A 21,331-nucleotide genomic window follows, 5' to 3' on the forward strand; every position below is an offset into this window, starting at 1 on the left:
GACGGTCGGGGCGGTCACTGCCGCCATGCTGCCCGTGCCGCCTTCAACTACCTGGCGTCACAAGATCCGTTGCGCTTCGTGCAGGCGGTTGGTCTCACCAGGTGACGGAGTGCTCGATCGTATGGCCCTACAGGACGCGATGTGTTGTATTCGCTGCTCCATCCCGCCGGATGAGCGCCAACGGGCGCGGGCGGGCAAGCGACGTGTTCACGGAGGCTGCGCAGGTGACCGCGCGCGACAGCTGGCAGCTCGGTGGAGCTGCTGCCCCGTCACGGGTCGGCGCCGAGCTGACCTGGTGGGGCGCAGCGCTGCCGCACGCGGGTCAGCTGATCGTGGCCGATCCGCTGTTGCCCCGGCCGTTGATGATGGCGTTGTTGTCCGACGCCGCGGACACCGCGACCGCGCCGGGGCCCCGCCGGGCGCGCCTGATCGTGGTCTCGCTGCTGGTCGGTGGCGGGCTCGGCGCAGCAGTCCTGCAGGCGTCCGAAGCGCTGCTGGTGCTCCTTCTGCTCACTGTTGCGACCGGCTTCGTCGCCTGGGCGTGCCGCATGCGCAGCCGCGAGCGAGCGGTCCGGGAGCGCGAGGGGGCACGGCCGCTGTTCGCGGTACGTCCGGCCGCCGGCGAGCCGACCTGGGACCTGCTCGCCCATCTCGACGACCAACAGGCCTCCAGGTCGGACGATGCCTACCTCGCCGCGGCCCGTCATCTGCTGTGGCGGGTCGCGCACCTGAACCCGCGCGGCGACGCCGCCATCGCCCATCTCACCGCACGCGCTCACGACGGCGAGTTGTCGTCGGCCGAGCAGCTGTGGGCCGCGGCCGACGACCTGACGGCCCTGGCCGTCGCCTCCCCGCGTGACGTGCGCCGTTCGGTCCCCCAGCTGGCCGTCCTGTACCGCTACGAGTCCCACGCGACCCGCTGACGAGCCGGCTCCTGCCTCGGCGGAGCGTGGCCTGTGTTCCGCCGAGGCAAGCGCCAGGACGCTCACCGGTCGCGTCGCACGGACGTCTCGGGCTTCGTCCGTGCCCGCCTCTCGGGGTCGGCGTCCAGAGCCGGCATCGACGGGGCCGCCCATGAGGGGCTCATCAGCCGGTCATCGGCCGCGCGGATCGTGAGTCGCGCCACAGGAACGTTCGCCGCGTCCCGATCTACCGGGGCGGTCACATCGCTGTTCCCCAGGCGACCCGAATGTTCCCTCTTCCTCCAGGTCGAGCGGGCGACCGAACCTGCAGGACCGAAACTGCCTCGGGGGAGGGATCCCCGTGTCCACCGCTCCGTCCCGCACCGTCCCCCGGCCGGGGCTCACCCTGGCCCTGCTCGCGTTCGCCCAGTTCATGACCGCGATCGACTTCGACATCGTCTTCGTGGCGCTGCCGGAGATCGGCCGCGACCTCGGCTTCTCCGAACAGTCGCTGCAGACCGTCGTCAGCACCTACACCGTCGTCCTCGGCGGCTTCCTCCTGCTCGGCGGGCGGGCCGCGGACCGGCTGGGAGCGCGGCGCATGTTCGTCGCCGGGCTCGTGGTCTTCGGACTGTCCTCACTCGTCGCGGGCCTCGCGAGCGGCCCGACCGTGCTCGTGCTCGCCCGCGCGGTACAGGGGCTCGGCGCGGCGCTGCTGACCCCGTCCACCCTCACGCTCGTCACCGCGCACTTCGCGGAGGGCCCCGCACGCAACAAGGCCCTCGCGGTCTGGGGAGCCGCGGGGGCGACCGGCGCCGCGGTCGGCGCCCTCGGCGGCGGGGTGCTCACCAGCCTGCTCGGCTGGGAATGGGTCTTCTTCGTCAACGTGCCCCTGATGGCCATCGCGCTCGCCGCGACACCGACCCTGCTCAGCCGCGACCACACGACCAGTACCGGCGGATTCGACCTGCCCGGCGCCGTCCTGGCCACCGCGGGGTTCACCCTCGTCGTGCTCGGCCTGGTCTCGGGCCCGGAGATCGGCTGGCTCACCCCGCGCGGCGTCGGCGCGCTCGTACTCGGTCTCGTGCTGGTGGGCCTGTTCGTGCTCGTGGAGTCCCGCACCCGCGACCCACTCGTACCCCTGCGCCTGTTCCGCAACCGCAACGTCGTCGCCGCCACCGCGGTGATCTTCGTGTTCATGGGAACCGTCGGCACCCAGTACTACCTGTTCACCACCTACCTCCAGACCGTCCTGGGCTACTCCCCGCTCACCGCAGGCTTCGCCTTCCTGCCACTCAGCATCTGCAGCCTGCTCGCATCGATGACACTGATCCCCCCCCCCGCTGCTGGGCAGGCTCGGCATCCGCACCACCCTCGCCATCGGCATGACCGGCGTGACCGCCTCACTGGTCGTGCTCGCCCTCGGCATGTCCGGCGACGGCTCCTACTGGGCCGTCCTGCCCGGCGTGCTCCTCTGGGGCACCTCCGCCGGGCTCGCGTTCCCACCACTGTTCGTCTCCGTCTCCACCGGCGTCGCACCCGACCAGCAGGGCGTCGCCTCCGCCCTGGCCTCGACCTCGCAGTACCTCGGCTCCGCGGTCGGCCTCGCCGCCCTGGTCGCCGTGGCGAGCGCCGGACTGGAACCCGACGCGACCCCGGACGCCGTCGTCGCGGGACTGCGGCTCGCCGGATGGATGGCCGCAGCGGTCACCCTCATCGGAGTGAGCCTGGCCGCGGCCATCCTGCGCCCCTCGCGCACCGCCCCCCAGCAGCAGGCGACGAGCGCATGAGCGAGGCCGTTCAGCCGAACTCGACCGCGACGACCTCGACCGCCTACGCGGGATTGAGCCACGGGTCGCGGGCGGGGCGGCAACGGGCGTCGAGGTCACCGGGTGCGACAGCACCGCCGACGACGCTTGCCCACGACCACCGAGGCGAACGACCTGCTGCTCACGCAGGCGTCCGGGTCACGCACCCACCCCACGCATGGGGTGAGGTCTCAGCGGGAGATCGCGGCGTACGCGGTCGCCAGCAGCTCCGGGTCCGGGCCCTCCAGGCGGCCGGGCTCGGCGAGGCCGTCGAGGACCACGAACCGCAGCGTCCCGGCGCGGGACTTCTTGTCACCGCGCATGGTCTCCGTCAGCTCGTCGAGCACGCCGGGCTCGTAGCTCGTCGGCAACCCGACCAGCTCCAGCACCTCGCGGTGCAGGTCGGCGGTGGCGTCGTCGAGCCGCCCGGCGGCGCGGGCGAGCTCGGCGGCGAACACCAGGCCGACGGCGACGGCGTTCCCGTGCCGCCAGCGGTAGCGCTCGCGGCGCTCCACGGCGTGGCCGAGGGTGTGACCGTAGTTGAGGATCTCCCGCAGGTGCGACTCGCGCAGGTCCGCCCCGACGACGTCGGCCTTCACCCGGATCGCGCGGCGCACCAGCTCGGCCAGCACCGGCCCGGTCGGGTCCAGCGCGGCGGCCGGGTCGGCGCGGACGCGGTCGAGGATGACCGGGTCGGCGATGAACCCGGCCTTCCACACCTCCGCGGACCCGGCGACGAGCTCCGCGCGCGGCAGCGTGCACAGCGTGTCGAGGTCGACCAGGACCGCGGACGGCTCGTGGAACGCGCCGACCAGGTTCTTCCCGGCGGCGGTGTTGATGCCGGTCTTCCCGCCGACGGCGGCGTCGACCATCGCGAGCAGCGTGGTCGGGACGTGCACGACCTTCACCCCGCGCATCCAGGTGGCGGCGACGAACCCGGCGAGGTCGGTGACCGCTCCCCCACCGAACCCGACGACGACGTCGGCGCGGGTCAGCCCGGACTCGGCGCAGGCGTCCCAGCAGTCGGCCAGCGAGGTCAGCGACTTGCCGCCCTCGGCGTCGGGGACCTCGTGCAGCGCGGCGGCCAGCCCGGCGGCGGCGAGCTCGTCGCGGGCGGCGGCAGCGCGGTCGGCAAGGGTCGGCGGGTGCAGCACGAGCACCCGGCCGGCGCCGGTCCCGGTGACGACCTCGGCGAGGCGGGCGGCGACCCCTGCGCCGACGAGCACCGGGTAGGGTTGCTCGGTGCGCACGTCGATGCGGACCGCACCGTCGGACTCGAGGGTGCCGGAGGTGTCGGGCAGCGTGGTGGTGTCGGTCATCGGGCCTCCGCCCGCTCGGTGCCGGTCCCGGTGGCGTCCTGTGGTGAGCCGAAGCCGGGCTCCGGGAGCGTCGAGTCCTGGCGCGGGGTGGGACGGTCGAACGGGTCGGCCGCGTCGGGCGAGGCTTCGGGCAGGGTGTCCGGGCCCTGGCCGAACGCGGCCAGCACCGCGGCGACGACCTGGTTGGGGCTGCGCCGCACCGTACTCACCTGCACGGTCGCGACCTCCGCGTAGAGCGGGGCGCGCTCGGCGAGCAGGGCGCGGAAGGTGGCACGCGGGTTCACCCCGGCCAGCAGCGGGCGCGCGGTGGACATGCCGGTGCGGCGCATCCCGTCGGCGAGGTCCACCTCCAGGGCGACGACGCGGTGCCCGGCGAGCAGCGCCCGGGTCTCGGCGGCGAGCACCGAGCCGCCGCCGAGGGCGAGCACGCCGTGCCCGGCGTGCAGCTGCTCGGCGACGACCTCCCGCTCCAGCGCGCGGAACGCGGGCTCCCCCTCCTCCACGAACATCTCCGCGATCGGCCTGCCGATGCGCTCGACGATCACCGCGTCGGTGTCGGCGAAGCTCAGCCCGAGACGCTGGGCGAGCAGGGTCCCGATGGTGCTCTTGCCGCACCCGGGCGGGCCGACGAGCACCAGCCAGGGGCGTCCCTGCGCGTCGGGGCCCGGCGCGGTCACCGCTGCCCCGCGAGGTAGGAGGCGACGTTGCGGCGGGTCTCGTCGAGCGAGTCCCCGCCGAACTTCTCCAGCGCGGCCTGGGCCAGCACCAGCGCCACCATCGTCTCGACGACGACCCCGGCACGCGGCACGGCGCAGGCGTCGGAGCGCTGGTGGATGGCGGTGGCCTCCTCACCGGTGGTGGTGTCGATGGTGCGCAGCGCCCGCGGCACGGTGGAGATCGGCTTCATCGCGACCCGGACCCGGACCGGCTCGCCGTTGGTCATCCCGCCCTCGATGCCACCGGCCCGGTTGGTGAGCCGGGTGACCGGGACGGTGCCCGCCGGGCCCTGCCCGGGCGAGCCGGCGGGGACCATCTCGTCGTGGGCGACGGAGCCGCGGCGGTGCGCGGTGCGGAAGCCGTCGCCGATCTCGACGCCCTTCATCGCCTGGATGCCCATCAGCGCGGCGGCGAGCCGGGCGTCGAGGCGGCGGTCGGCCTGCACGTAGGTGCCGACGCCGACCGGCATCCCGTAGGCGATGACCTCGATGACCCCGCCGAGGGTGTCGCCCGCGTCGTGGGCGGCGTCGATCTCGGCGGCCATCGCGGCACCCGTGGCGTCGGTGAACGCGCGCACCGGGTTGGCGTCGATCCGGTCGAGGTCGGCGGGGCCGGGCAGCGGCTCGTCGTCCGGGGCGTCGACGGCACCGATGCCCACGACGTGGGACACGATCGTCACGCCGAGCGCCTGCTGCAGGAACGCCTTCGCGACGGTGCCGAGCACGACTCGCGCCGCGGTCTCACGGGCGCTGGCCCGCTCCAGGACCGGACGGGCCTCGTCGAAGCCGTACTTGGTCATGCCGGCGAGGTCGGCGTGCCCGGGGCGGGGCCGGGTCAGCGGCGCGTTGCGGGCGCGGTGCGCGATCAGCTCCGGGTCCACCGGGTCGGCGGCCATCACCGTCTCCCACTTGGGCCACTCGGTGTTGCCGATCCGGACCGCGACCGGGCCGCCCTGGGTGACCCCGTGCCGCAGGCCGCCGAGGACCTCCAGCTCGTCGGCCTCGAACGCCATCCGTGGGCTGCGGCCGTAGCCGAGCTTGCGGCGGGCCAGCTCGGCCTGCAGCTCCTTCGTGGTGACCGAGACACCGGCGACCATGCCCTCCAGCACGCCCACCAGGGCCGGACCGTGGGACTCCCCGGCGGTGATCCATCGCAGCACGGCGACCATCCTCTCACCCGGCCCCGACGACACCCGACGGCACCACGACCGTCACGGCGACGACCACCAGGGCGGCACCGAGCAGCACCGGCCCGTGCGGGAGCCTGCTCCCCCACCCGGCCCGGCCGGCCGCGACCACGACGAGCGCCACCACCGCCGAGGCGATCGCGGCGCCCACCGCCACCACCGGCAGCAGCGCCCACCCCGTCCCGGCGGCCGCGGCTCCCACCGGGGCGGCCAGCTTCACGTCGCCGCCGCCCATCGCGTGCGGCGAGACCAGGTGCACCACCAGGTAGGCGCCGCCGAGCAGCACCGCGCCGGCCAGGCCGCGCAGCACGGCGCCGCCCCCGGCCGGGACGAGCGCGGCCAGCACCAGCACGAACCCGGGCACCGTGAGCGCGTTCGGCAGCCGGCGGACCAGCAGGTCGGTCGCCGACCCGGCCACGGCCAGCCAGGACAGAACCGCGAGCAGCGCCGCCCACCGCGGGTCGATCCGCCCGGTCTGCACCGCCAGCGCGACCGCCGCCCAGCACAGTGCCGTCCCCGCCGCCGTCCCCGCCGCCGTCCCCGCCACGGTCCCCGGCCCGCACCACCGCTCCGGTGCCGGCGCCCCGCGGGGCGCCCGGGCCAGCAGGTACCGGGTACCCGCACCGGCGACGAGACCCAGGGCGGCGGCGAGGACGACGAGGCTCATACCCCGATCCTGGGGCCCGCGGCGCCGCCCGGACCGACCGATCGCCCGCCTGTGGACAACTCGTCGGGCCGGGGCAGGATGACCGGAATGGGATCCCGTGCACCGCAGGACGACCGTCGGGCCGGCGCGGTGGTCCGCGCCGAGGTCGACCACGGCGTCGCCGAGCTGGTGCAGGACGCGGCGCGGCCGTCGTCGTGGACGTTGCTGCTCGACGGGACCGCCCAGTCCCACGTCGACCTCGACGCCCCCGAGCACCTCGAGTTCGAGTACGTCCGCCGGATCGGCCACCTCGTGGACCTCGCCGCGCCGCCCGCCGTGCCGCTGCGGGTGCTGCACCTGGGCGGCGGGGCCTGGACGCTGGCCCGCTACGTCGCCGCGACCCGCCCCGGGTCGCCCCAGACCGTCGTCGAGCTCGACGCCGAGCTGGCCGCCCTCGTCGCGCACCGCCTGCCGGGCCCCGGCCTCGCGGACAGGCTGGCCGTGGTCACCGGGGAGGCACGCGCCACCCTGGGCCGGTTCGCGCCCGGGTCGTTCGACGTCGTCGTCGTCGACGTGTTCGCCGGCGCCCGCACCCCGGCCCAGGTGACGACGGCGGAGTTCCTCACCGCCGTCCGCCGGGTGCTCGCGCCGACCGGGATGCACGTGGCGAACCTCGGCGACGGCGCCCCGTGGCCGTTCCTGCCCGGTCAGATCGCGACGGCCGGCGCGGCGTTCGCCGAGCTCGCACTCGTCGCCGCGCCGGACGTGCTGCACGGTCGCCGGTTCGGGAACCTCGTGCTCGCCGCGTCGGACCGGGAGCTCCCGGTGCCCGGCGTGACCCGCCGCGCGGCCGGGGACCCGTTCCCGGCCCGGGTCCTCGACGACGCCGACACCCGCGCCCTCGGCCGCGGCGCGGGCGTCGTCACCGATGCGTGCGCGGTCCCCTCACCGCGGCCGCCGGAGGGCTTCTGGGGGCAGTGACCCCCGGTCAGGGCCCCCGCCAAGCCCCCCGGTCAGCCTAGGGACGGGTCGACCAGGACCTTCATCTTCCGGCCCGCGTGCAGCGCCTCGAAGCCCTCCTCGACGACGTCGCGCATCGCGATCCTCTCCGTCCAGCCGGTGGTGTCGTAGTGGCCGCCCGCCATCAGTTCGATCACCGCCCGGTAGTCGTCGTGGGTGTAGCAGAGCGAGCCCTGGATGCGGGACTCCCCGAGGACCAAGCTGAGCAGCGGGGTCACCAGGGGCGTCTCGTAGATCGCGACGCTGACCATCGGACGGCCGGCACCGAGGGTGTCCAGCGCCGTCGCGACGGCCGGGGCGACGCCCGCGGCGTCGTAGCAGGCGTCGGCGCCCCGGCCGTTCGTCAGGTCGGCGACGATCGCGGGCACGTCCTGGAAGGTCGGGTCGAGGGTCTGGGCGCCGAGCCGCTCGATCGCGCCGCGCCGGGTCGTCGACGGCTCGACGACGCGGACGTTCTCCACGCCCATGCCGCACAGCGCGAACCACAGCCCGATCCCGATCGGCCCGGCGCCGAACACCAGGGCGGTGTCGCCCGGGTCCACCTCGCCGAGCTTTGCCGCGTGGTAGGCCACCGACATGGGCTCGACGAGCGCGCCCATCTCCAGCGACACGTTCTCCGGCAGCGGGTGCAGCATGTGTGCCGGGACGACCGTCGACTCGGCCATGCCGCCGTCGGCCATCAGCCCGTGGAAGCCGATCTGCGCGCACACGTTCTCGCGGCCCTCGGCGCAGCGCGAGCACGTCCCGCAGCTGTAGAGCGGCATCACCGCGACCCGGTCGCCCTCGGTGACGCCCTGGACCCCCGTCCCGATCTCGACGACGGTGCCGGAGAACTCGTGGCCGAGGGTCAACGGCAGCTCGCGGCCGGTCAGCGGGTGCTTCTGCCCGTTCGGGATGAAGATCGGCCCCGCGTAGTACTCGTGCAGGTCCGAGCCGCAGATGCCGTTGAACCCGACCCTGAGCCGGACCTCGCCGGGGCCCACCTCGCCCTCGGGCACGTCGGTGATGTCGAGGTCCCCGCGTCCCCGGTAGACGACCGCACGCATCGTTGGCTCCTCTCGCCTGACGTCGTTGTCGGGACCGGTCTACCGGTGGAGGGTGAGCGCCGTCACGGGTTGGGGCGGGGTTGCATGCGCGCCCGGTGATGGGTCAGAACGCTCCGGCGGCGCGGGCACGGTCGACGTTGCCGAGGTGCTCGGGGTAGGTCGTGGCAAAGCAGGACGCACCCTCGGTGGTGCACCGCACGAAGAACAGCCAGGGCCCCGCGGCCGGCTTCTCCGCGGCCGCCAGCGCGGCGGTGGACACCGAGGCGACGGGCGTCGGTGGCAGCCCGGTGTTGAGGTAGGTGTTGTACGGGCCGGGGGTGTTGCGGGCCTCGGCGGTGGTGCGCAGCGCCTGCACGTCGAGCGGGTAGTTGACGGTGGAGTCCATCTCCAGGCGCTGGTTCGCCGCGAGCCGGTTCTCGATCACCCGTGCCACCTTGGGCATGTCGGGGACGAGCGCCTCCTTCTCCACGACCGAGGCGAGCACGAGGGTGCGGTAGGAGTTCGCGCCGCCCAGCCCGGCCGCGTCGAGCCGCTTCGCCGAGGCGGTGAGGACCTGGCGCAGCACCTGCTCGGGGGTGCCACGCGGATCCAGGTCGTAGGGGCCGGGGGCGACCAGGCCCTCCATCCGGCGCTCGGGCGCCGCGGCCCGGTAGCCGGCGCGGGCCCAGTCGGGGACGGCGATCGCGGCCGGGTCCGCGTCGGCCATCGCGGTGCGCAGGGCATCGACGCTCGTGCAGGTGGGGTCGCCGTCGGCGGCGCCGAGGCAGGTGGCGCGGGAGATCTGGGACAGCACACCCGGGGAGACGGTGCCGTCCGGGGCGCGGGTGTCGTCGAGCTGGACGCCGCCCTTGACGTCGAAGAACCCGACGCGCCGCTCCGGGTCGAGCAGCGCTTCCACCGCGGAGTCGCCGGACATCTGCGAGCGGAGCTCGTAGTAGCCGGGCTGGACCCGCTGGATGCCGGGCTCCTCGGCGGCGGCCTCGACGAAGGCCGCCCGGGACTTCACCACGTCCAACCCGACCAGGGTGTCCCCGATCGCACTGGTGGAGTCGCCGGACTCGACCCGCACCACCACCGAGCCGCTGCCGGAACCGGTGTAGTCGTCGGCGCCGCGCAGGTACAGACCCGCCGCGACGAGCACCGCACCGGCCAACAGCGCCGACCCCAGCAGGGCGAGCCGCCGCCGGAAGTGCACCGGGGTCGGACGGTGCCGCACGGGGCCCGCGGTCGTACTCACACCGGGCCCCGGGACGTCACGTCGTACTCGCCGGCGCCGGTCACGGGCACGAGGGTAACGGCCCGGCGCCCGCCCGGTGGTCACCCCCGGTGGCGGTGATCAGCCGCCGCGGGTGGTATCCAGCCAGCCCTGCAGGATGGCGACGGCGGCCTGCTGGTCGATCACGGAGCGTTGCTTGCGGCCGCGCACGCCGCGCCCGGCGAGCTGCCGGGTCGCGACGACGGTGGTCATCCGCTCGTCGGTGAGCTCGACCGGCACCGCGCAGCCGGCGGCGGCGAGACCCGCCTCCAACGCGGCCGCGAACTCCCGCGCGGCGACGGCGGCCGGGCCGTCCTCGCCGCGCAGGTTCCGGGGCAGCCCGAGCACGATCCCGACGACGTCGTGCTCGGCCACCAGCTCGGCGATCCGGCGCACGTCGGCGCCGCCCTCCGCGTCGCGCGCGACGGTCTCGACCGGGGTCGCGAGGATCCCGTCCGGGTCGCACATCGCGACGCCGACGCGGACGGCGCCGACGTCGATGCCCAGGCGCCGCCCGCGGACCGGCGTCACGGACGCAGCGCGGTGCGCAGCTTCTGCACCGCGGCGTCGATCCCGGCCGGGTCGGTGCCGCCACCCTGGGCGAGGTCGGGCTTGCCGCCGCCGCGCCCGCCGACCGCCGGGGCGAACTCGCCGATCAGCTTCCCGGCGGCGACCCCGTTGTCCCGTGCCGCCTTCGTGGTGGCGACGACGAACGACACCTTCTCCCCGTCGACGCCGAACAGCACGACCACGCCGGGCCGGTCGCCCAGCTTGCCGCGCACGTCGGCGGCGAGGGTCCGCAGGTCGTTGCCGGTCACCCCCTCCGGGGCGGTGACGGCGACGAGCGCGGTGCCGTCGAGGTCCTCGGCCCGCTCGGCCAGCGCCCCGGCCGAGGCCAGGACGGCGTCGGCGCGGTGCTTCTCCAGGTCCCGCTCGGTGGTCCGCAGCCGCTCGACGATCCCGTTGATCCGTTCCGGCAGCTCCTCCGGGCGCGCCTTGAGCTGGTCGGCGAGCTGGTTGACCAGCAGGTGCTCGGTCGTGGCGTGCTTGAAGGCGTCCAGGCCCACCAGCGCCTCGACCCGACGCACCCCGGAGCCGATGGAGGCCTCGGACAGCACCCGGACCAGGCCGAGCTCGCCGGTGCGCCCGACGTGGGTGCCACCGCAGAGCTCACGCGAGTAGTCGCCCATGTCGACCACGCGCACGCGGTCGCCGTACTTCTCGCCGAACAGCATCATCGCGCCGAGCGAGCGGGCCTCGTCGATGGAGGTCTCGTAGGTCTGGATCTCCCGGTCCTCCTGCAGGACCGAGTTCACCTCCTCCTCGATCTCGACCAGCGCCGCGGGCGGCACGGCCCCGGTCGGGGAGGTGAAGTCGAACCGCAGCCGGCCCGGGGCGTTGAGCGACCCGGCCTGCGCGGCGGCGCTGCCCAGCGCCCCGCGGACCCCGGCGTGCACGAGGTGGGTGGCGGTGTGGGCGCGCGAGATCGCGGACCGGCGGGTGCGGTCGACGTCGGCGACGACCTCGGCGTCGAGGGTCACGGTGCCGGCGGTGACGACGCCGCGGTGCACCCGCAGCCCGGCCACCGGCGACTGGACGTCGTCCACCCGGACCTCGAACGACGCACCGCGGAGCACACCGGTGTCGGCCTGCTGGCCGCCGGCCTCGGCGTAGAACGGGGTGCGGTCGAGCAGCACCTCGACCTGCTCGCCCTCCTCGGCCGCGGGCACGGTGGCGCCGTCGCGCAGCAGCCCGACGACCCGGGCCTCGGACTGCAGCGTCTGGTACCCGGTGAAGTCGGTGGCGCCGTGGGTGTCGAGGACGGCGCGGTACACCGAGGCGTCGACGAAGCCGACCTTGCGCCCGGCGGCGTCGGCCTTGGCCCGCGAACGCTGCTCGTCCATCAGCGCGGTGAACCGCTCCCGGTCGACGGTGAGTCCGGCCTCGGCGGCCATCTCCAGGGTCAGGTCGATCGGGAAGCCGTAGGTGTCGTGCAGCGCGAACGCCTGGTCGCCGGGCAGGGTGTCGCTCCCGGCGGAGCGAGCCTTCGACACCGCGCCCTCGAAGATCCGCTCCCCGGCGGTCAACGTGGCGCGGAAGGTGTCCTCCTCGGCCCGGATGACCGCGGAGATGCGCTCGAAGTCGGCGGTGAGCTCGGGGTAGGTGGGCGACATGGTCTCGCGCACGACCTCGGCGAACTCACCCAGGCAGGGACCGGTGACGCCGAGCAGCCGGGCGGAGCGCACGATGCGGCGCAGCAGCCGACGCAGCACGTAGCCGCGGCCCTCGTTGCCCGGGGTGACGCCGTCACCGACGATCATCATCGAGGACCGGGCGTGGTCGGCGATGACGCGGAAGCGGACGTCGTCGGCCTCGTTCTCGCCGTAGCGGCGGCCCGAGAGCTGCTCGGCCTTGGCGATCACCGGGCGGACGAGGTCGGTCTCGTAGACGTTGTTGACGCCCTGCAGCAGGAAGGCGACCCGCTCGACGCCCATCCCGGTGTCGATGTTCTTGTGCGGCAGCGTGCCGATCGGCGGATGCCCCTTCTTCGGGGACAGCTCGCCGCGCTCGTCCTGCATGAAGACGAGGTTCCAGATCTCGAGGTAGCGGTCCTCGTCGGCCTCGGGGCCGCCCTCGGCGCCGAACTCCGGGCCGCGGTCGACGTAGATCTCCGAGCAGGGTCCGCCGGGGCCGGGGACGCCCATGTCCCAGTAGTTGTCGTCGCCGCCGCGGCGCTGGATGCGCTCCTCCGGCAGGCCCGCGATCTCCTTCCAGAGCGCGATGGCCTCGTCGTCGTCGTGGTAGACGGTGACCCAGATGATCTCCGGGTCGAAGCCGTAGCCGCCCTCGTCCTGGCTGCGGGTGATCAGCGACCAGGCGAACTCGATGGCGCCGCGCTTGAAGTAGTCGCCGAAGGAGAAGTTCCCGGCCATCTGGAAGAACGTGGTGTGCCGGGTGGTCTTGCCGACCTCGTCGATGTCCGGCGTGCGGACGCACTTCTGGATCGACGTGGCGCGCGGGTAGAGCGCGGGGACGTCGCCGAGGAAGTACGGCTTGAACTGCACCATGCCCGCGTTGACGAACAGCAGCTGCGGGTCCTCGAGGATCAGCGAGGCGCTGGGGACGGGCGTGTGCCCGTTGCTCTCGAAGTGGGCGGTGAAACGACGGACGATCTCGTGGGTCTGCACCGGTGGGTCTCTCGTGACGGGTACGGCTGGCGACGGGTCGGCGACGGGGCGGGCGCCCTGCGCCCGCGCCACACCGTAGGCCGCGCGGCGTGGGGACGCCGCGGGAGGCCGGTCGTGCCAGGTTACCGGCACCCGCAGCAGCGACGGCCGGTGCCGGTGCGCGCCCGAGCGCACCGGCACCGGCCGCCTGCGGGCCACGCCGTGCTCCCGGTCCGGGGGGTCGACCGGGGAGCGGGCGGGCCCGCCGTCACGCCGCGGTCACACCGCGACCGGCAGCGGGGCGTCGAGTGGGGGCCGCGGCGCGGGGACCGCGGGGACGAGGGCCGAGGGGGCGCGGACGGGGGCCCGCGGGGCGGCGACGGCGACGACCCGGGCACCCGCCCGGCGGGACGCGCGGTCCTCCAGCTCGCGGCGCAGCCGCTGCAGCGCGCGGTGCTGGGCGACGCGGACCGCACCCGGGGTGGAGCCGAGCACGTCGGCGGTCTCCTCGGCGCTCAGCCCGACCGCGACGCGCAACGTGAGAATCTCGACCTGTCGCGGGCCGAGCAGGCCCATGAGGTCGGACAGCCGGTCGTTGCGCTCGGCGTGGAACACGAACTGCTCCGGGTCCTCCTCGCGGCTGAACCGCTCGGGGACCTCCTCCACGGCGTCGCAGCGGTTGCGGGCCATCGCCCGGAACGCGTCGGCGACCTTGTGCCGGGCGATGCCGAACACGAACGCGCGGAACGACATGCCCGAGGGCCGGTAGTCCGGCAGTACGGAGAGCACGGCCATGCAGACGTCCTGTGCGACGTCGTCAGCGCAGCCGAGGATGGTCTCGCGCCGGCCCAGCCGGGCGCGGCAGAAGCGCGCCACCTGCGGATGCACCTTGGCCAGGAGCAGTGCGACGGCGCGCTCGTCGACGGCGACGGCGGCGGCCAGCATCTCCGGGGGGAGCAGGTCCGGCGCCTGCCCGGGGTCGGTCTCCTCGACGGTGTCGTCGGGTGCGGTGTCGTCGGGTGCGGTCGCGATGGCCACGGGTCCGTCGTGCATCTACCCAGCTCTCCTCGGTCGCGCCCCGGGGGGCGCGTCAGGCGCCGGCACCGCCCGTCCGACCCCGGGAGAGGTCGGGCGGTGCGACTGTCGCGCTGTCCTCCGCCGGTGGTGGTCGGCGCTGCCGGCAGGTCCGCCCGGCCGCGCCCCGGCCTGCGTTCAACCCTCGCGGTGCACCCTTTCGGGGTCAATTAATATGCACAATTTGCGGTATGTAACAACGGACAGTAGGAGCCTCGGGTCCTGACGGGGGTGACCCAGGCCACGGACGGACGTCTCCATCTCACAGTGGGGTGCCATCCGTCTGCGGGGCGTGACCCACGCGGAGCAGCGTCGTTGGGCCGGGTGTCACGCTCCGCCCGCCCGAAGGAACGCTCGTGCCTCTGCGTCGCCCGCACCGTCTCCTGCTCGCCGCTCTCGGCACCGTCGCGATCGGTGTGGCGGTGGCCGTGCCGGCGACCGCGGCGCCCGAGCCGGCTCCGGTCACGGTCGGCGACGACGCGGCCGCGGCGCTGGTGCCCACGGTGACCGAGGCACTCGGCCCCGCACTGGCCGGGACGTGGCTGGCCGGCGACCGGCTGATGGTGGGCACCTGGGACGCCGGGACGGCCCCGCTGATCACCGCGCTCGGCGCGACGCCGGTGGTGCGCGACGAGCCTCGCCGCGACCCGGTCGCGGTGCTGTCGGCGCTGGCCGCCCGCACCGCGACCGGGATGCCCGCCGGCCTGGACTCCTACGGCGTCGACCCCCGCACCGAGCAGGTCGTGCTGAGCGTCGTCGACGGGCCGGGTGCCGACGCGCTGGCCGCGCGCCTGACCGGTGGGCTCGACCCGTCCGCGGTACGGGTGGAACGGGTCGCGGCGCCGGCGCACCGGCAGGCCGCGGTCGGCGGGGGCGACACCATCACCGACGGGACACGCCGCTGCACGGCCGGGTTCGCCGCCTCGGACGGCAGCAGCGACTGGCTGATCACCGCCGGGCACTGCACCCGGAACTCGTCGTCCTGGTACGCCGTCGACGGCTCGACGATCGGCTCGGAGGTCGAGACCGCGGGCGGCGGGGTCGACGTCGGGGCGATCGCGGTCGACCCGGGCAGCGTGTCGGCGACGGTGTCGGGCATCCGGGTCGCCGGCAGCCGTCCGGCGCCCGTCGGCTCCTCGGTCTGTCTCTACGGCTCCACCAGCGGGCGGTCCTGCGGCACGATCCAGCGCACCGACATGACGGTGAACTTCGAGGGCCAGAGCCAGTCCGGGCTGACCTCGGTGGCGGCGTGCGCCCAGGAGGGCGACTCCGGCGCCCCCTACATCACCTCGTCCGGGCAGGCCCAGGGCGTGCACACCGGTGCCGGCGGCGACGGCAACTGCACCAGCTACTTCACCCCGATCCGCACCGCGACCGGAGCGCTCGGGCTGACCCTGCGCACCGGCTGATCCGGGCTCAGTCCCGGGTACCGCGCACGACGCGCCGCAGCTTCGGCAGGCGCTCGGCCAGGACGCGTTCGTGCCCGCGCCCGGAGGGCGCGTAGTAGTCGACGCCGACGACGTCGTCGGGCGGGTACTGCTGGCGCAGGACGCCGTCGGGGTCGTCGTGCGGGTACCGGTAGCCGACGGCGTTGCCGAGCTTCTGCGCGCCGGCGTAGTGGCCGTCGCGCAGGTGCGGGGGCACCCCGCCGACCTTGCCGGAGCGGACGTCGGCCATCGCGGCGTCGATCGCGGTGATCACGGCGTTCGACTTGGGCGCGGTCGCCAGGTGCACGGTGACCTGGGCGAGCGCGATCCGCGCCTCGGGCATCCCGACGAGCTGCACGACCTGGGCCGCCGCGGTGGCGGCGGGCAGCGCGGTCGGGTCGGCCAGCCCGACGTCCTCCGAGGCGTGGATCATCAGCCGGCGCGCGATGAAGCGGGCGTCCTCCCCCGCGACGAGCATCCGGGCCAGGTAGTGCAGGGCGGCGTCGGGGTCGGAGCCGCGGATGGACTTGATGAACGCGCTGATGACGTCGTAGTGCTGGTCGCCGGCGCGGTCGTAGCGCACGGCGACCTCGGTGACGGCGCGCTCGACGGCGGCGAGGTCGATCACCGGGTCGCCGCCCGCGCCGAGGACGCCGTCGGCGGCCGCCTCCAGCGCGGTGAGCGCGCGGCGCCCGTCGCCCGCGGACAGCCGGACCAGCGCCTCCTCGCCGTCCTCGGCGAGCTCGACGGTCGCGTTCAGGCCGCGCTCGGAGGTGACGGCACGACGGAGCAGGGTGCGCACGTCCTCCTCCCCGAGGGACTGCAGCTGCAGCACGAGGGAGCGGGACAGCAGCGGGGACACGACGGAGAACGACGGGTTCTCGGTGGTCGCGGCGACGAGCAGGACGAGCCGGTCCTCGACCGCGCCGAGCAGGGCGTCCTGCTGGGTGCGGGAGAAGCGGTGGACCTCGTCGATGAACAGCACCGTGGTCGTGCCGCTGCGGTCGCGACGCCGGCGCGCCTCCTCGATGACCGCCCGCAGCTCCTTCACCCCGGCCGACAGCGCCGACAGGGCGACGAAGTGCCGCTCCGCTCCCCCGGCGCCGGCCATCAGCCGGGCGAGGGTGGTCTTGCCCGTGCCGGGCGGGCCGTAGAGCAGCACCGACGCCGCAGCACCGCCGTCGAGGAGGCGGCGCAGCGGGGCGCCGGGCTTCAGCAGGTCGGCCTGGCCGACGACCTCGTCGAGGGTGCGCGGACGCATCCGGGCGGCGAGCGGCGCGTCGGGGCGGACGGCGTCGCCGTCACCGGTGTCGCGCTCGTCGCCCCCCGGGTCGATGTCGAACAGGCCGTCGGTGCTCATCGCATCCAGCCTGCCAGGACACCGGCCCCGGGGGACGAGCGCCTCAGGCCCGGTCGATCTCGTCGGCGAGGACGGGGGTGTGCACCGGGTTGTGCTCGTGGAAGCGGCACTCCGCGTAGGTGACGATCATGGCGGCGACACCGGCCATCTGCAGCGGCAGCTGCAGCAGGACGGCCACGAGCTCGCCCAGGACGGGGCTGAGGAACATCAGCGGCGTGGCGATGACCAGCGAGATGATCATCGAGTACACGACCGCGATCAGGAAGAAGACCACCAGCCGGCCGAGTACGGGGAAGAACCGCGGGTTGACCAGGGTGAACGCTCGGCCGATCCCGGCCCGCTCGATCACCACGACCCCCATCAGCGCGCCCGTGAACACCACGCCCAGGTAGATGGCCGGGATGACGAGCAGGAAGAACCCGATGACGAACAGCAGCCCGGCCAGCAACGACCAGCCGATCACCGGGAGTGCGCGGTTCTTCGCGAACGCGATGACCTGGTCCTGGTTCCACGGGCGCTGGGCCGCGTCGCGCACGACGACGAAGACCGACGCCGCATAGCCGAGAGCCGACAGCACGAGGGTGACCACGGCCAGGAGCAGGGTGGTCAGGCCGAGGCCCGCCACGACGCCGGCGCTGAGGTCGAGGTCGACGGGGTCGAACGACGACCGCGTGCTCCCGTCGAGGACGTAGCCGAGGGCGCTGAGGATCGCGGTCGGGATCAGCACGATCAGGTTGATGACCAGCAGCGGCTTCCAGCTCCGCTGCAGCACGCCGACGATCTTGGAGAACCAGTCGCCGAAGGAGAACGGCACCAGCGGATCCGGGGAGGTGCCGCTGGGCGGGGCGCCGCCGGCGGGGTAGGCGGGCTGGCCGTAGCCGCCCTGGGGGTACGGACCGCCGTACTGCTGGCCGGTCGGGTACTGGGCGGGGTACGGGGTCCCGGGCTGCTGGCCGCCGTAGGGCTGGCCCGCGCCGGGGTACGGCTGCTGGCCGTACTGCCCCGGCTGGCCGTACTGCCCCGGGTCCTGCCCGTACTGCTGGCCCGGCTGCCCGTGCTGCGTGCCGGGGTCCTGCCCGCGGGGAGCCTGGCCGTACTGCCCACCCTCCGGCGTGTCCGGCCGGTCGCCGCTCCCGGCCGCGTGGCCGGGCTCCTGGGCGCCACCGGGCGTCGCGGCGCCCCCGGGGCCGGCCTGCGGGTCCTCGCCCCGCGGCGGTTCGTTGCTGCTCATGCGCGCGGACCCTAGTTGCGGACCGGGTGCGGCGGCGCCGAATTCACCGGCTCGCCCCCGATTCGTGACCGTCGCGTACGCACCGTGATCGTCTCCGACCCCGGATCGTCGCCGGAACGCAACGCCGCGGACGCGCGGTGTCACCGCCTCGCAACAGATCCCGTGCACGCTCACAGGGCATGGACACGATCCCGAGTTGCCCGCTCTGTTCTCGTCCGCGCACCCCCGCCGACGTCCGCGGACTCGCGTGGAGCAGCCACCACGGCCCGGCCGGCACGGTGTACGTGTGCGGTCCGTGCACGCGGCTGCACCTCGTCGACCTGGAGTGCGGGCTGCTCGACCCGGCCCGCGGCGCCGTCGCTCCGGGCGTCGCGGCCCCGCTGCCGCGCGCGGCCTGACCGGTCGGACGGGGCGGGCCACGACCGACCCGCCCGGCCCGCGGCGCGACGACGGGCGGTCGTCGTAGGGTCACGCCGTGCGCGAGATCCTCGAGTTGCTCGAACGTGACGCGTCGTTGAGCCACGACACCGTCGCCACCATGCTGGGTCTGACCCGGGACGAGGTCGACGCCCGGATCGCGGAGTGGGAACGCTCCGGGGTGATCCGCAGGCACAAGGCCGTCGTGGACTGGGCCCGCTACGAGGACGGCGGCGACGGCCACCCCGGCGCGGGCCGCGCCGGTGCGCAGGTGACGGCGTTCATCGACGTCTCGGTGGCCCCGGCCCGTGGGGTCGGGTTCGACGATGTCGCCGCTCGCATCTCCCGGTTCGACGAGGTCCGCGACTGCTACCTCGTCTCCGGTGGGCACGACCTGCGCTGCACGGTCGTCGGCCCGGACATCCGCGCGGTCAGCGACTTCGTGTCCCAGAAGCTGTCCACGATCGACCGGGTCCGCTCGACCGCCACGCACTTCGTGCTGGCCACGCACAAGCGCGACGGCGACTCCTTCGCCGAGCCGGAGCCCGACCACCGGCTGCCGGTGACCCCGTGAAGCCGCTCAACACGACGATCTCGGCGATCCCGCCGTCGGGGATCCGGCGGTTCTTCGACATCGCCGCCGAGATGGACGACGTCATCTCCCTCGGTGTCGGTGAACCCGACTTCGTGACGCCGTGGCGGATCCGCGAGGCCGGCATCTACGCCCTGGAGCGCGGCTACACCACCTACACCGGCAACGCGGGCCTGCCGAAACTGCGTGAGCTGGTGTGTGCGGACCTGGCGTCGCGCTACGACGCCCACTACGATCCCGCCACCGAGTGCCTGGTGACGACCGGGGTGTCCGAGGGGCTCGACCTGGCGTTCCGGGTGCTGCTGAACCCGGGCGAGGAGGTCATCGTCCCGGAGCCCTGCTACGTCGCCTACCAGCCCTGCGTCGCGTTCGCGGGGGGTGTCCCGGTCGGGGTGCCGACCCACGCCGAGGACGGGTTCGCCATCGACATCGCCGCGGTCGAGGCCGCGGTCACCCCGCGGACGAAGGCGATCCTGATCGGCTCGCCGGCCAACCCGACCGGCGCGGTGCAGCCGCCCGAGGTGCTGCGCGAGCTCGTCGCGCTGGCCGAGCGGCACGACCTGTACCTGCTCTCCGACGAGATCTACGACCGTCTCACCTACGTCGGCACCCACACCTGCCTGGGTGCGGTCCCCGGTGCGCGGGAGCGGACGGTGGTCCTGGGCGGGTTCTCCAAGGCCCAGGCGATGACGGGGTGGCGGGTCGGCTGGCTCGCCGCGCCGGAGCCGATCGCCGAGCTGTGCCTGCGGGTGCATCAGTACACGATGCTGTGTGCGCCGCACGTCTCGCAGATCGCCGCGGTGGAGGCGCTGACCAGCGCGGAGGGCGACGTCGCGGAGATGGTGGCCGACTACGACCGTCGCCGACGGGTGTTCGTGAAGGGCCTGCGCGAGGCCGGGCTGGACTGCCCGGAGCCCGCGGGCGCGTTCTACGCGTTCCCCTCCATCCGCACCTCCGGCCTGGACTCGGAGACCTTCGCCGAGCGGCTGCTGCGGGAGGAGTCGGTCGCCGTCGTCCCGGGCAGCGTGTTCGGGTCGCCCGGGGAGGGGCACATCCGCTGCTCGTACGCGACGGCGCTGCCACAGCTGGAGCAGGCCGTCGAGCGGATCGGGAACTTCCTGCGACGCCTGTAGCGGGACTCCCCGGCTCCGACGGTGACCCACGCCGGCCGGGGCACGGGTCAGGCCGAGAGCCTGCGCACCCGCGCCCCCTCCACCAGGCCGCGCACCATCACCGGCCCGAGGTCCCGGCCCCGCCGCACGAGCCACGGCACGCCCTGCACCACCAGCCACGCCCCCCGCTGCCAGGCCGTCACCTCCCGGCCACCGGCGGCGTCGAGCCCGACCTCCCCCGGTACCGCGAACCCCGCGGCGCCGAGCAGCCCGGCGAAACCCCGCGCCAGCAGCCGGTGGCCCAGCTCGGACGGGTGCAACCGGTCCACGCTCCACGCCGCCGGGTCGTAGCTGCCGGCGGTGTCGAGGTCGAGGATCCCGACGGCGGACCGTCCCGTCGCAGCGACGGCGTCGGCCACCGCTCCGTCGACGGCCCCGTTCAGAGCGGAGATCCGGGCGGCGAGCGCCCGCTGCAGCAGGCCCGGCAGCGGCCAGACGCGGGTGTGGTCGTGGAAGCGGAGCAGCAGCACGGTCGCACCGGCCCCCAGCAGCAGCTCCAGCGACTCCGCGCAGTCCCGCCGGATCCCGGCCGGGTCGAAGTCCGAGCGGAGGGTGTCGTTCATCCCGACGCACAGCACGACCACGTCGGGCCCCGACGCCGCGGCCACGGGAACCTGCCCGTGCCGGGCGTCGGCCATCCGCGCCCCGGTCCGGGCGTGGTTGTCCAGCCGGACCGAGCCGGGGCGGGCGGGATCGTCGAGGGCGTCGCGCAGCAATGGGCCGACACCGCGCCAGCCACCGCCCGGCAGGGGATCCCCCAGCCCGACGGCGGTGGAGTCGCCCAGCAGCACGAGGTGCCGGACGGGCCGCCCGGTCGCACGCGGCGCGGCGACGGGACGGACGGAGCGCAGGACCGGATCGACGACGGACGGGCGCGCGGTCATCGGGGACACGCCGACACCCTCACCGCCGCAGCCACCGTTTCCGTGTGCAACCGGTGACGCGTCTCGTACCGCCGCGGGAACTCTCGGGGCAGCGCTGTCGTGCGGACC

At 74.6% G+C, this 21,331-nt stretch carries 19 protein-coding genes and 1 pseudogene; 8 read left to right on the forward strand and 12 right to left on the reverse strand.

The genetic code is table 11. The features are described 5' to 3' along the window. Positions 1-224: 224 nt before the first annotated feature. From KPL59_RS28495 to KPL59_RS28505, 3 genes and pseudogenes are all read left to right on the forward strand, one after another. The gene (locus KPL59_RS28495) at positions 225-923 is read left to right on the forward strand and encodes a hypothetical protein (protein WP_226362602.1); all 699 of its coding nucleotides are present in this window, start codon (positions 225-227) and stop codon (positions 921-923) included. A 412-nt stretch (positions 924-1,335) separates the two neighbouring features. Beyond that, positions 1,336-2,151, forward strand: a pseudogene (locus KPL59_RS28500) (MFS transporter); the annotation flags it as partial. A gap of 136 nt (positions 2,152-2,287) precedes the next feature. Beyond that, on the forward strand, positions 2,288-2,692 hold the full coding sequence (locus KPL59_RS28505; protein ID WP_226362603.1) for a hypothetical protein: 405 nt from the start codon (positions 2,288-2,290) through the stop codon (positions 2,690-2,692). Between the two features lie 209 nt (positions 2,693-2,901). Here the strand turns inward: KPL59_RS28505 and aroB are convergent, their stop codons facing one another. The 4 genes from aroB to KPL59_RS28525 are packed head-to-tail and all read right to left on the reverse strand — an operon-like array spanning position 2,902 to position 6,599. After that, positions 2,902-4,029 carry a 3-dehydroquinate synthase gene (gene aroB, locus KPL59_RS28510; RefSeq protein WP_226362604.1) on the reverse strand — a complete coding sequence of 376 codons (1,128 nt, stop codon included), beginning with the start codon at positions 4,027-4,029 and terminating at the stop codon, positions 2,902-2,904. After that, positions 4,026-4,706, reverse strand: coding sequence for a shikimate kinase (locus tag KPL59_RS28515; RefSeq protein WP_308187969.1), 681 nt, complete (start codon positions 4,704-4,706; stop codon positions 4,026-4,028). The genes aroB and KPL59_RS28515 overlap by 4 nt, the downstream gene beginning before the upstream one ends. Further along, positions 4,703-5,905: a chorismate synthase gene (gene aroC / locus KPL59_RS28520; protein WP_075311707.1), complete on the reverse strand. Its 1,203-nt coding sequence runs from the start codon at positions 5,903-5,905 to the stop codon at positions 4,703-4,705. The genes KPL59_RS28515 and aroC overlap by 4 nt, the downstream gene beginning before the upstream one ends. 13 nt (positions 5,906-5,918) lie before the next feature. Beyond that, complete coding sequence (locus KPL59_RS28525) at positions 5,919-6,599, reverse strand: A24 family peptidase (protein WP_226362605.1); 681 nt, start codon at positions 6,597-6,599, stop codon at positions 5,919-5,921. Between the two features lie 87 nt (positions 6,600-6,686). On the opposite strand from KPL59_RS28525, the gene KPL59_RS28530 reads away from it, so the two are divergent. Beyond that, a complete protein-coding gene (locus tag KPL59_RS28530; protein ID WP_226362606.1) occupies positions 6,687-7,559 on the forward strand; it encodes a spermidine synthase in 873 nt (290 codons plus the stop codon). Between the two features lie 32 nt (positions 7,560-7,591). Here KPL59_RS28530 and KPL59_RS28535 read toward each other — a convergent pair whose 3' ends face one another. The 5 genes from KPL59_RS28535 to shbA all read right to left on the reverse strand — a co-directional run bounded on the left by KPL59_RS28535 (position 7,592) and on the right by shbA (position 14,119). Further along, entirely contained in the window at positions 7,592-8,644 is a 1,053-nt protein-coding gene (locus KPL59_RS28535; RefSeq protein ID WP_226362607.1) for a 2,3-butanediol dehydrogenase, read from the reverse strand. Positions 8,645-8,747: 103 nt separating this feature from the next. Continuing rightward, complete coding sequence (mltG, locus tag KPL59_RS28540) at positions 8,748-9,881, reverse strand: endolytic transglycosylase MltG (protein ID WP_226362608.1); 1,134 nt, start codon at positions 9,879-9,881, stop codon at positions 8,748-8,750. 99 nt (positions 9,882-9,980) lie between these two features. Beyond that, positions 9,981-10,430 (reverse strand): Holliday junction resolvase RuvX, encoded by a 450-nt coding sequence (gene ruvX / locus KPL59_RS28545; protein ID WP_149665261.1) that lies wholly within the window; start codon positions 10,428-10,430, stop codon positions 9,981-9,983. Beyond that, on the reverse strand, positions 10,427-13,087 hold the full coding sequence (gene alaS / locus KPL59_RS28550) for an alanine--tRNA ligase (RefSeq protein WP_226362609.1): 2,661 nt from the start codon (positions 13,085-13,087) through the stop codon (positions 10,427-10,429). Before alaS ends, ruvX begins: the two co-directional genes overlap by 4 nt. Before the next feature lie 258 nt (positions 13,088-13,345). Continuing rightward, positions 13,346-14,119: an RNA polymerase sigma factor ShbA gene (gene shbA / locus KPL59_RS28555; RefSeq protein WP_305080584.1), complete on the reverse strand. Its 774-nt coding sequence runs from the start codon at positions 14,117-14,119 to the stop codon at positions 13,346-13,348. A gap of 377 nt (positions 14,120-14,496) precedes the next feature. Here shbA and KPL59_RS28560 point away from each other — a divergent pair, with 377 nt between their 5' ends. Next, the gene (locus KPL59_RS28560; protein ID WP_226362610.1) at positions 14,497-15,549 is read left to right on the forward strand and encodes a S1 family peptidase; all 1,053 of its coding nucleotides are present in this window, start codon (positions 14,497-14,499) and stop codon (positions 15,547-15,549) included. Between the two features lie 7 nt (positions 15,550-15,556). On the opposite strand, the gene KPL59_RS28565 is transcribed toward KPL59_RS28560, so the two are convergent. Both KPL59_RS28565 and KPL59_RS28570 read right to left on the reverse strand, forming a co-directional pair. After that, positions 15,557-16,927: a replication-associated recombination protein A gene (locus KPL59_RS28565; RefSeq protein WP_149665264.1), complete on the reverse strand. Its 1,371-nt coding sequence runs from the start codon at positions 16,925-16,927 to the stop codon at positions 15,557-15,559. Between the two features lie 43 nt (positions 16,928-16,970). Then, the gene (locus KPL59_RS28570) at positions 16,971-18,158 is read right to left on the reverse strand and encodes a hypothetical protein (RefSeq protein WP_226362611.1); all 1,188 of its coding nucleotides are present in this window, start codon (positions 18,156-18,158) and stop codon (positions 16,971-16,973) included. A 179-nt stretch (positions 18,159-18,337) separates the two neighbouring features. Between KPL59_RS28570 and KPL59_RS28575 the strand changes: the two genes are divergently transcribed. The 3 genes from KPL59_RS28575 (at position 18,338) to KPL59_RS28585 (ending at position 20,300) form a co-directional block, all read left to right on the forward strand. Beyond that, positions 18,338-18,556: a hypothetical protein gene (locus KPL59_RS28575; protein WP_226353624.1), complete on the forward strand. Its 219-nt coding sequence runs from the start codon at positions 18,338-18,340 to the stop codon at positions 18,554-18,556. A gap of 77 nt (positions 18,557-18,633) precedes the next feature. Beyond that, positions 18,634-19,149: an Lrp/AsnC family transcriptional regulator gene (locus tag KPL59_RS28580; protein ID WP_020623073.1), complete on the forward strand. Its 516-nt coding sequence runs from the start codon at positions 18,634-18,636 to the stop codon at positions 19,147-19,149. Beyond that, positions 19,146-20,300 (forward strand): aminotransferase class I/II-fold pyridoxal phosphate-dependent enzyme, encoded by a 1,155-nt coding sequence (locus KPL59_RS28585; protein ID WP_226362612.1) that lies wholly within the window; start codon positions 19,146-19,148, stop codon positions 20,298-20,300. The genes KPL59_RS28580 and KPL59_RS28585 overlap by 4 nt, the downstream gene beginning before the upstream one ends. 47 nt (positions 20,301-20,347) lie before the next feature. Here KPL59_RS28585 and KPL59_RS28590 read toward each other — a convergent pair whose 3' ends face one another. After that, the gene (locus KPL59_RS28590) at positions 20,348-21,223 is read right to left on the reverse strand and encodes a GDSL-type esterase/lipase family protein (protein WP_020623071.1); all 876 of its coding nucleotides are present in this window, start codon (positions 21,221-21,223) and stop codon (positions 20,348-20,350) included. Positions 21,224-21,331: the final 108 nt, after the last annotated feature.

The sequence above is a fragment of the Pseudonocardia sp. ICBG1142 genome (assembly GCF_020496255.1).
GTDB lineage: Bacteria > Actinomycetota > Actinomycetes > Mycobacteriales > Pseudonocardiaceae > Pseudonocardia.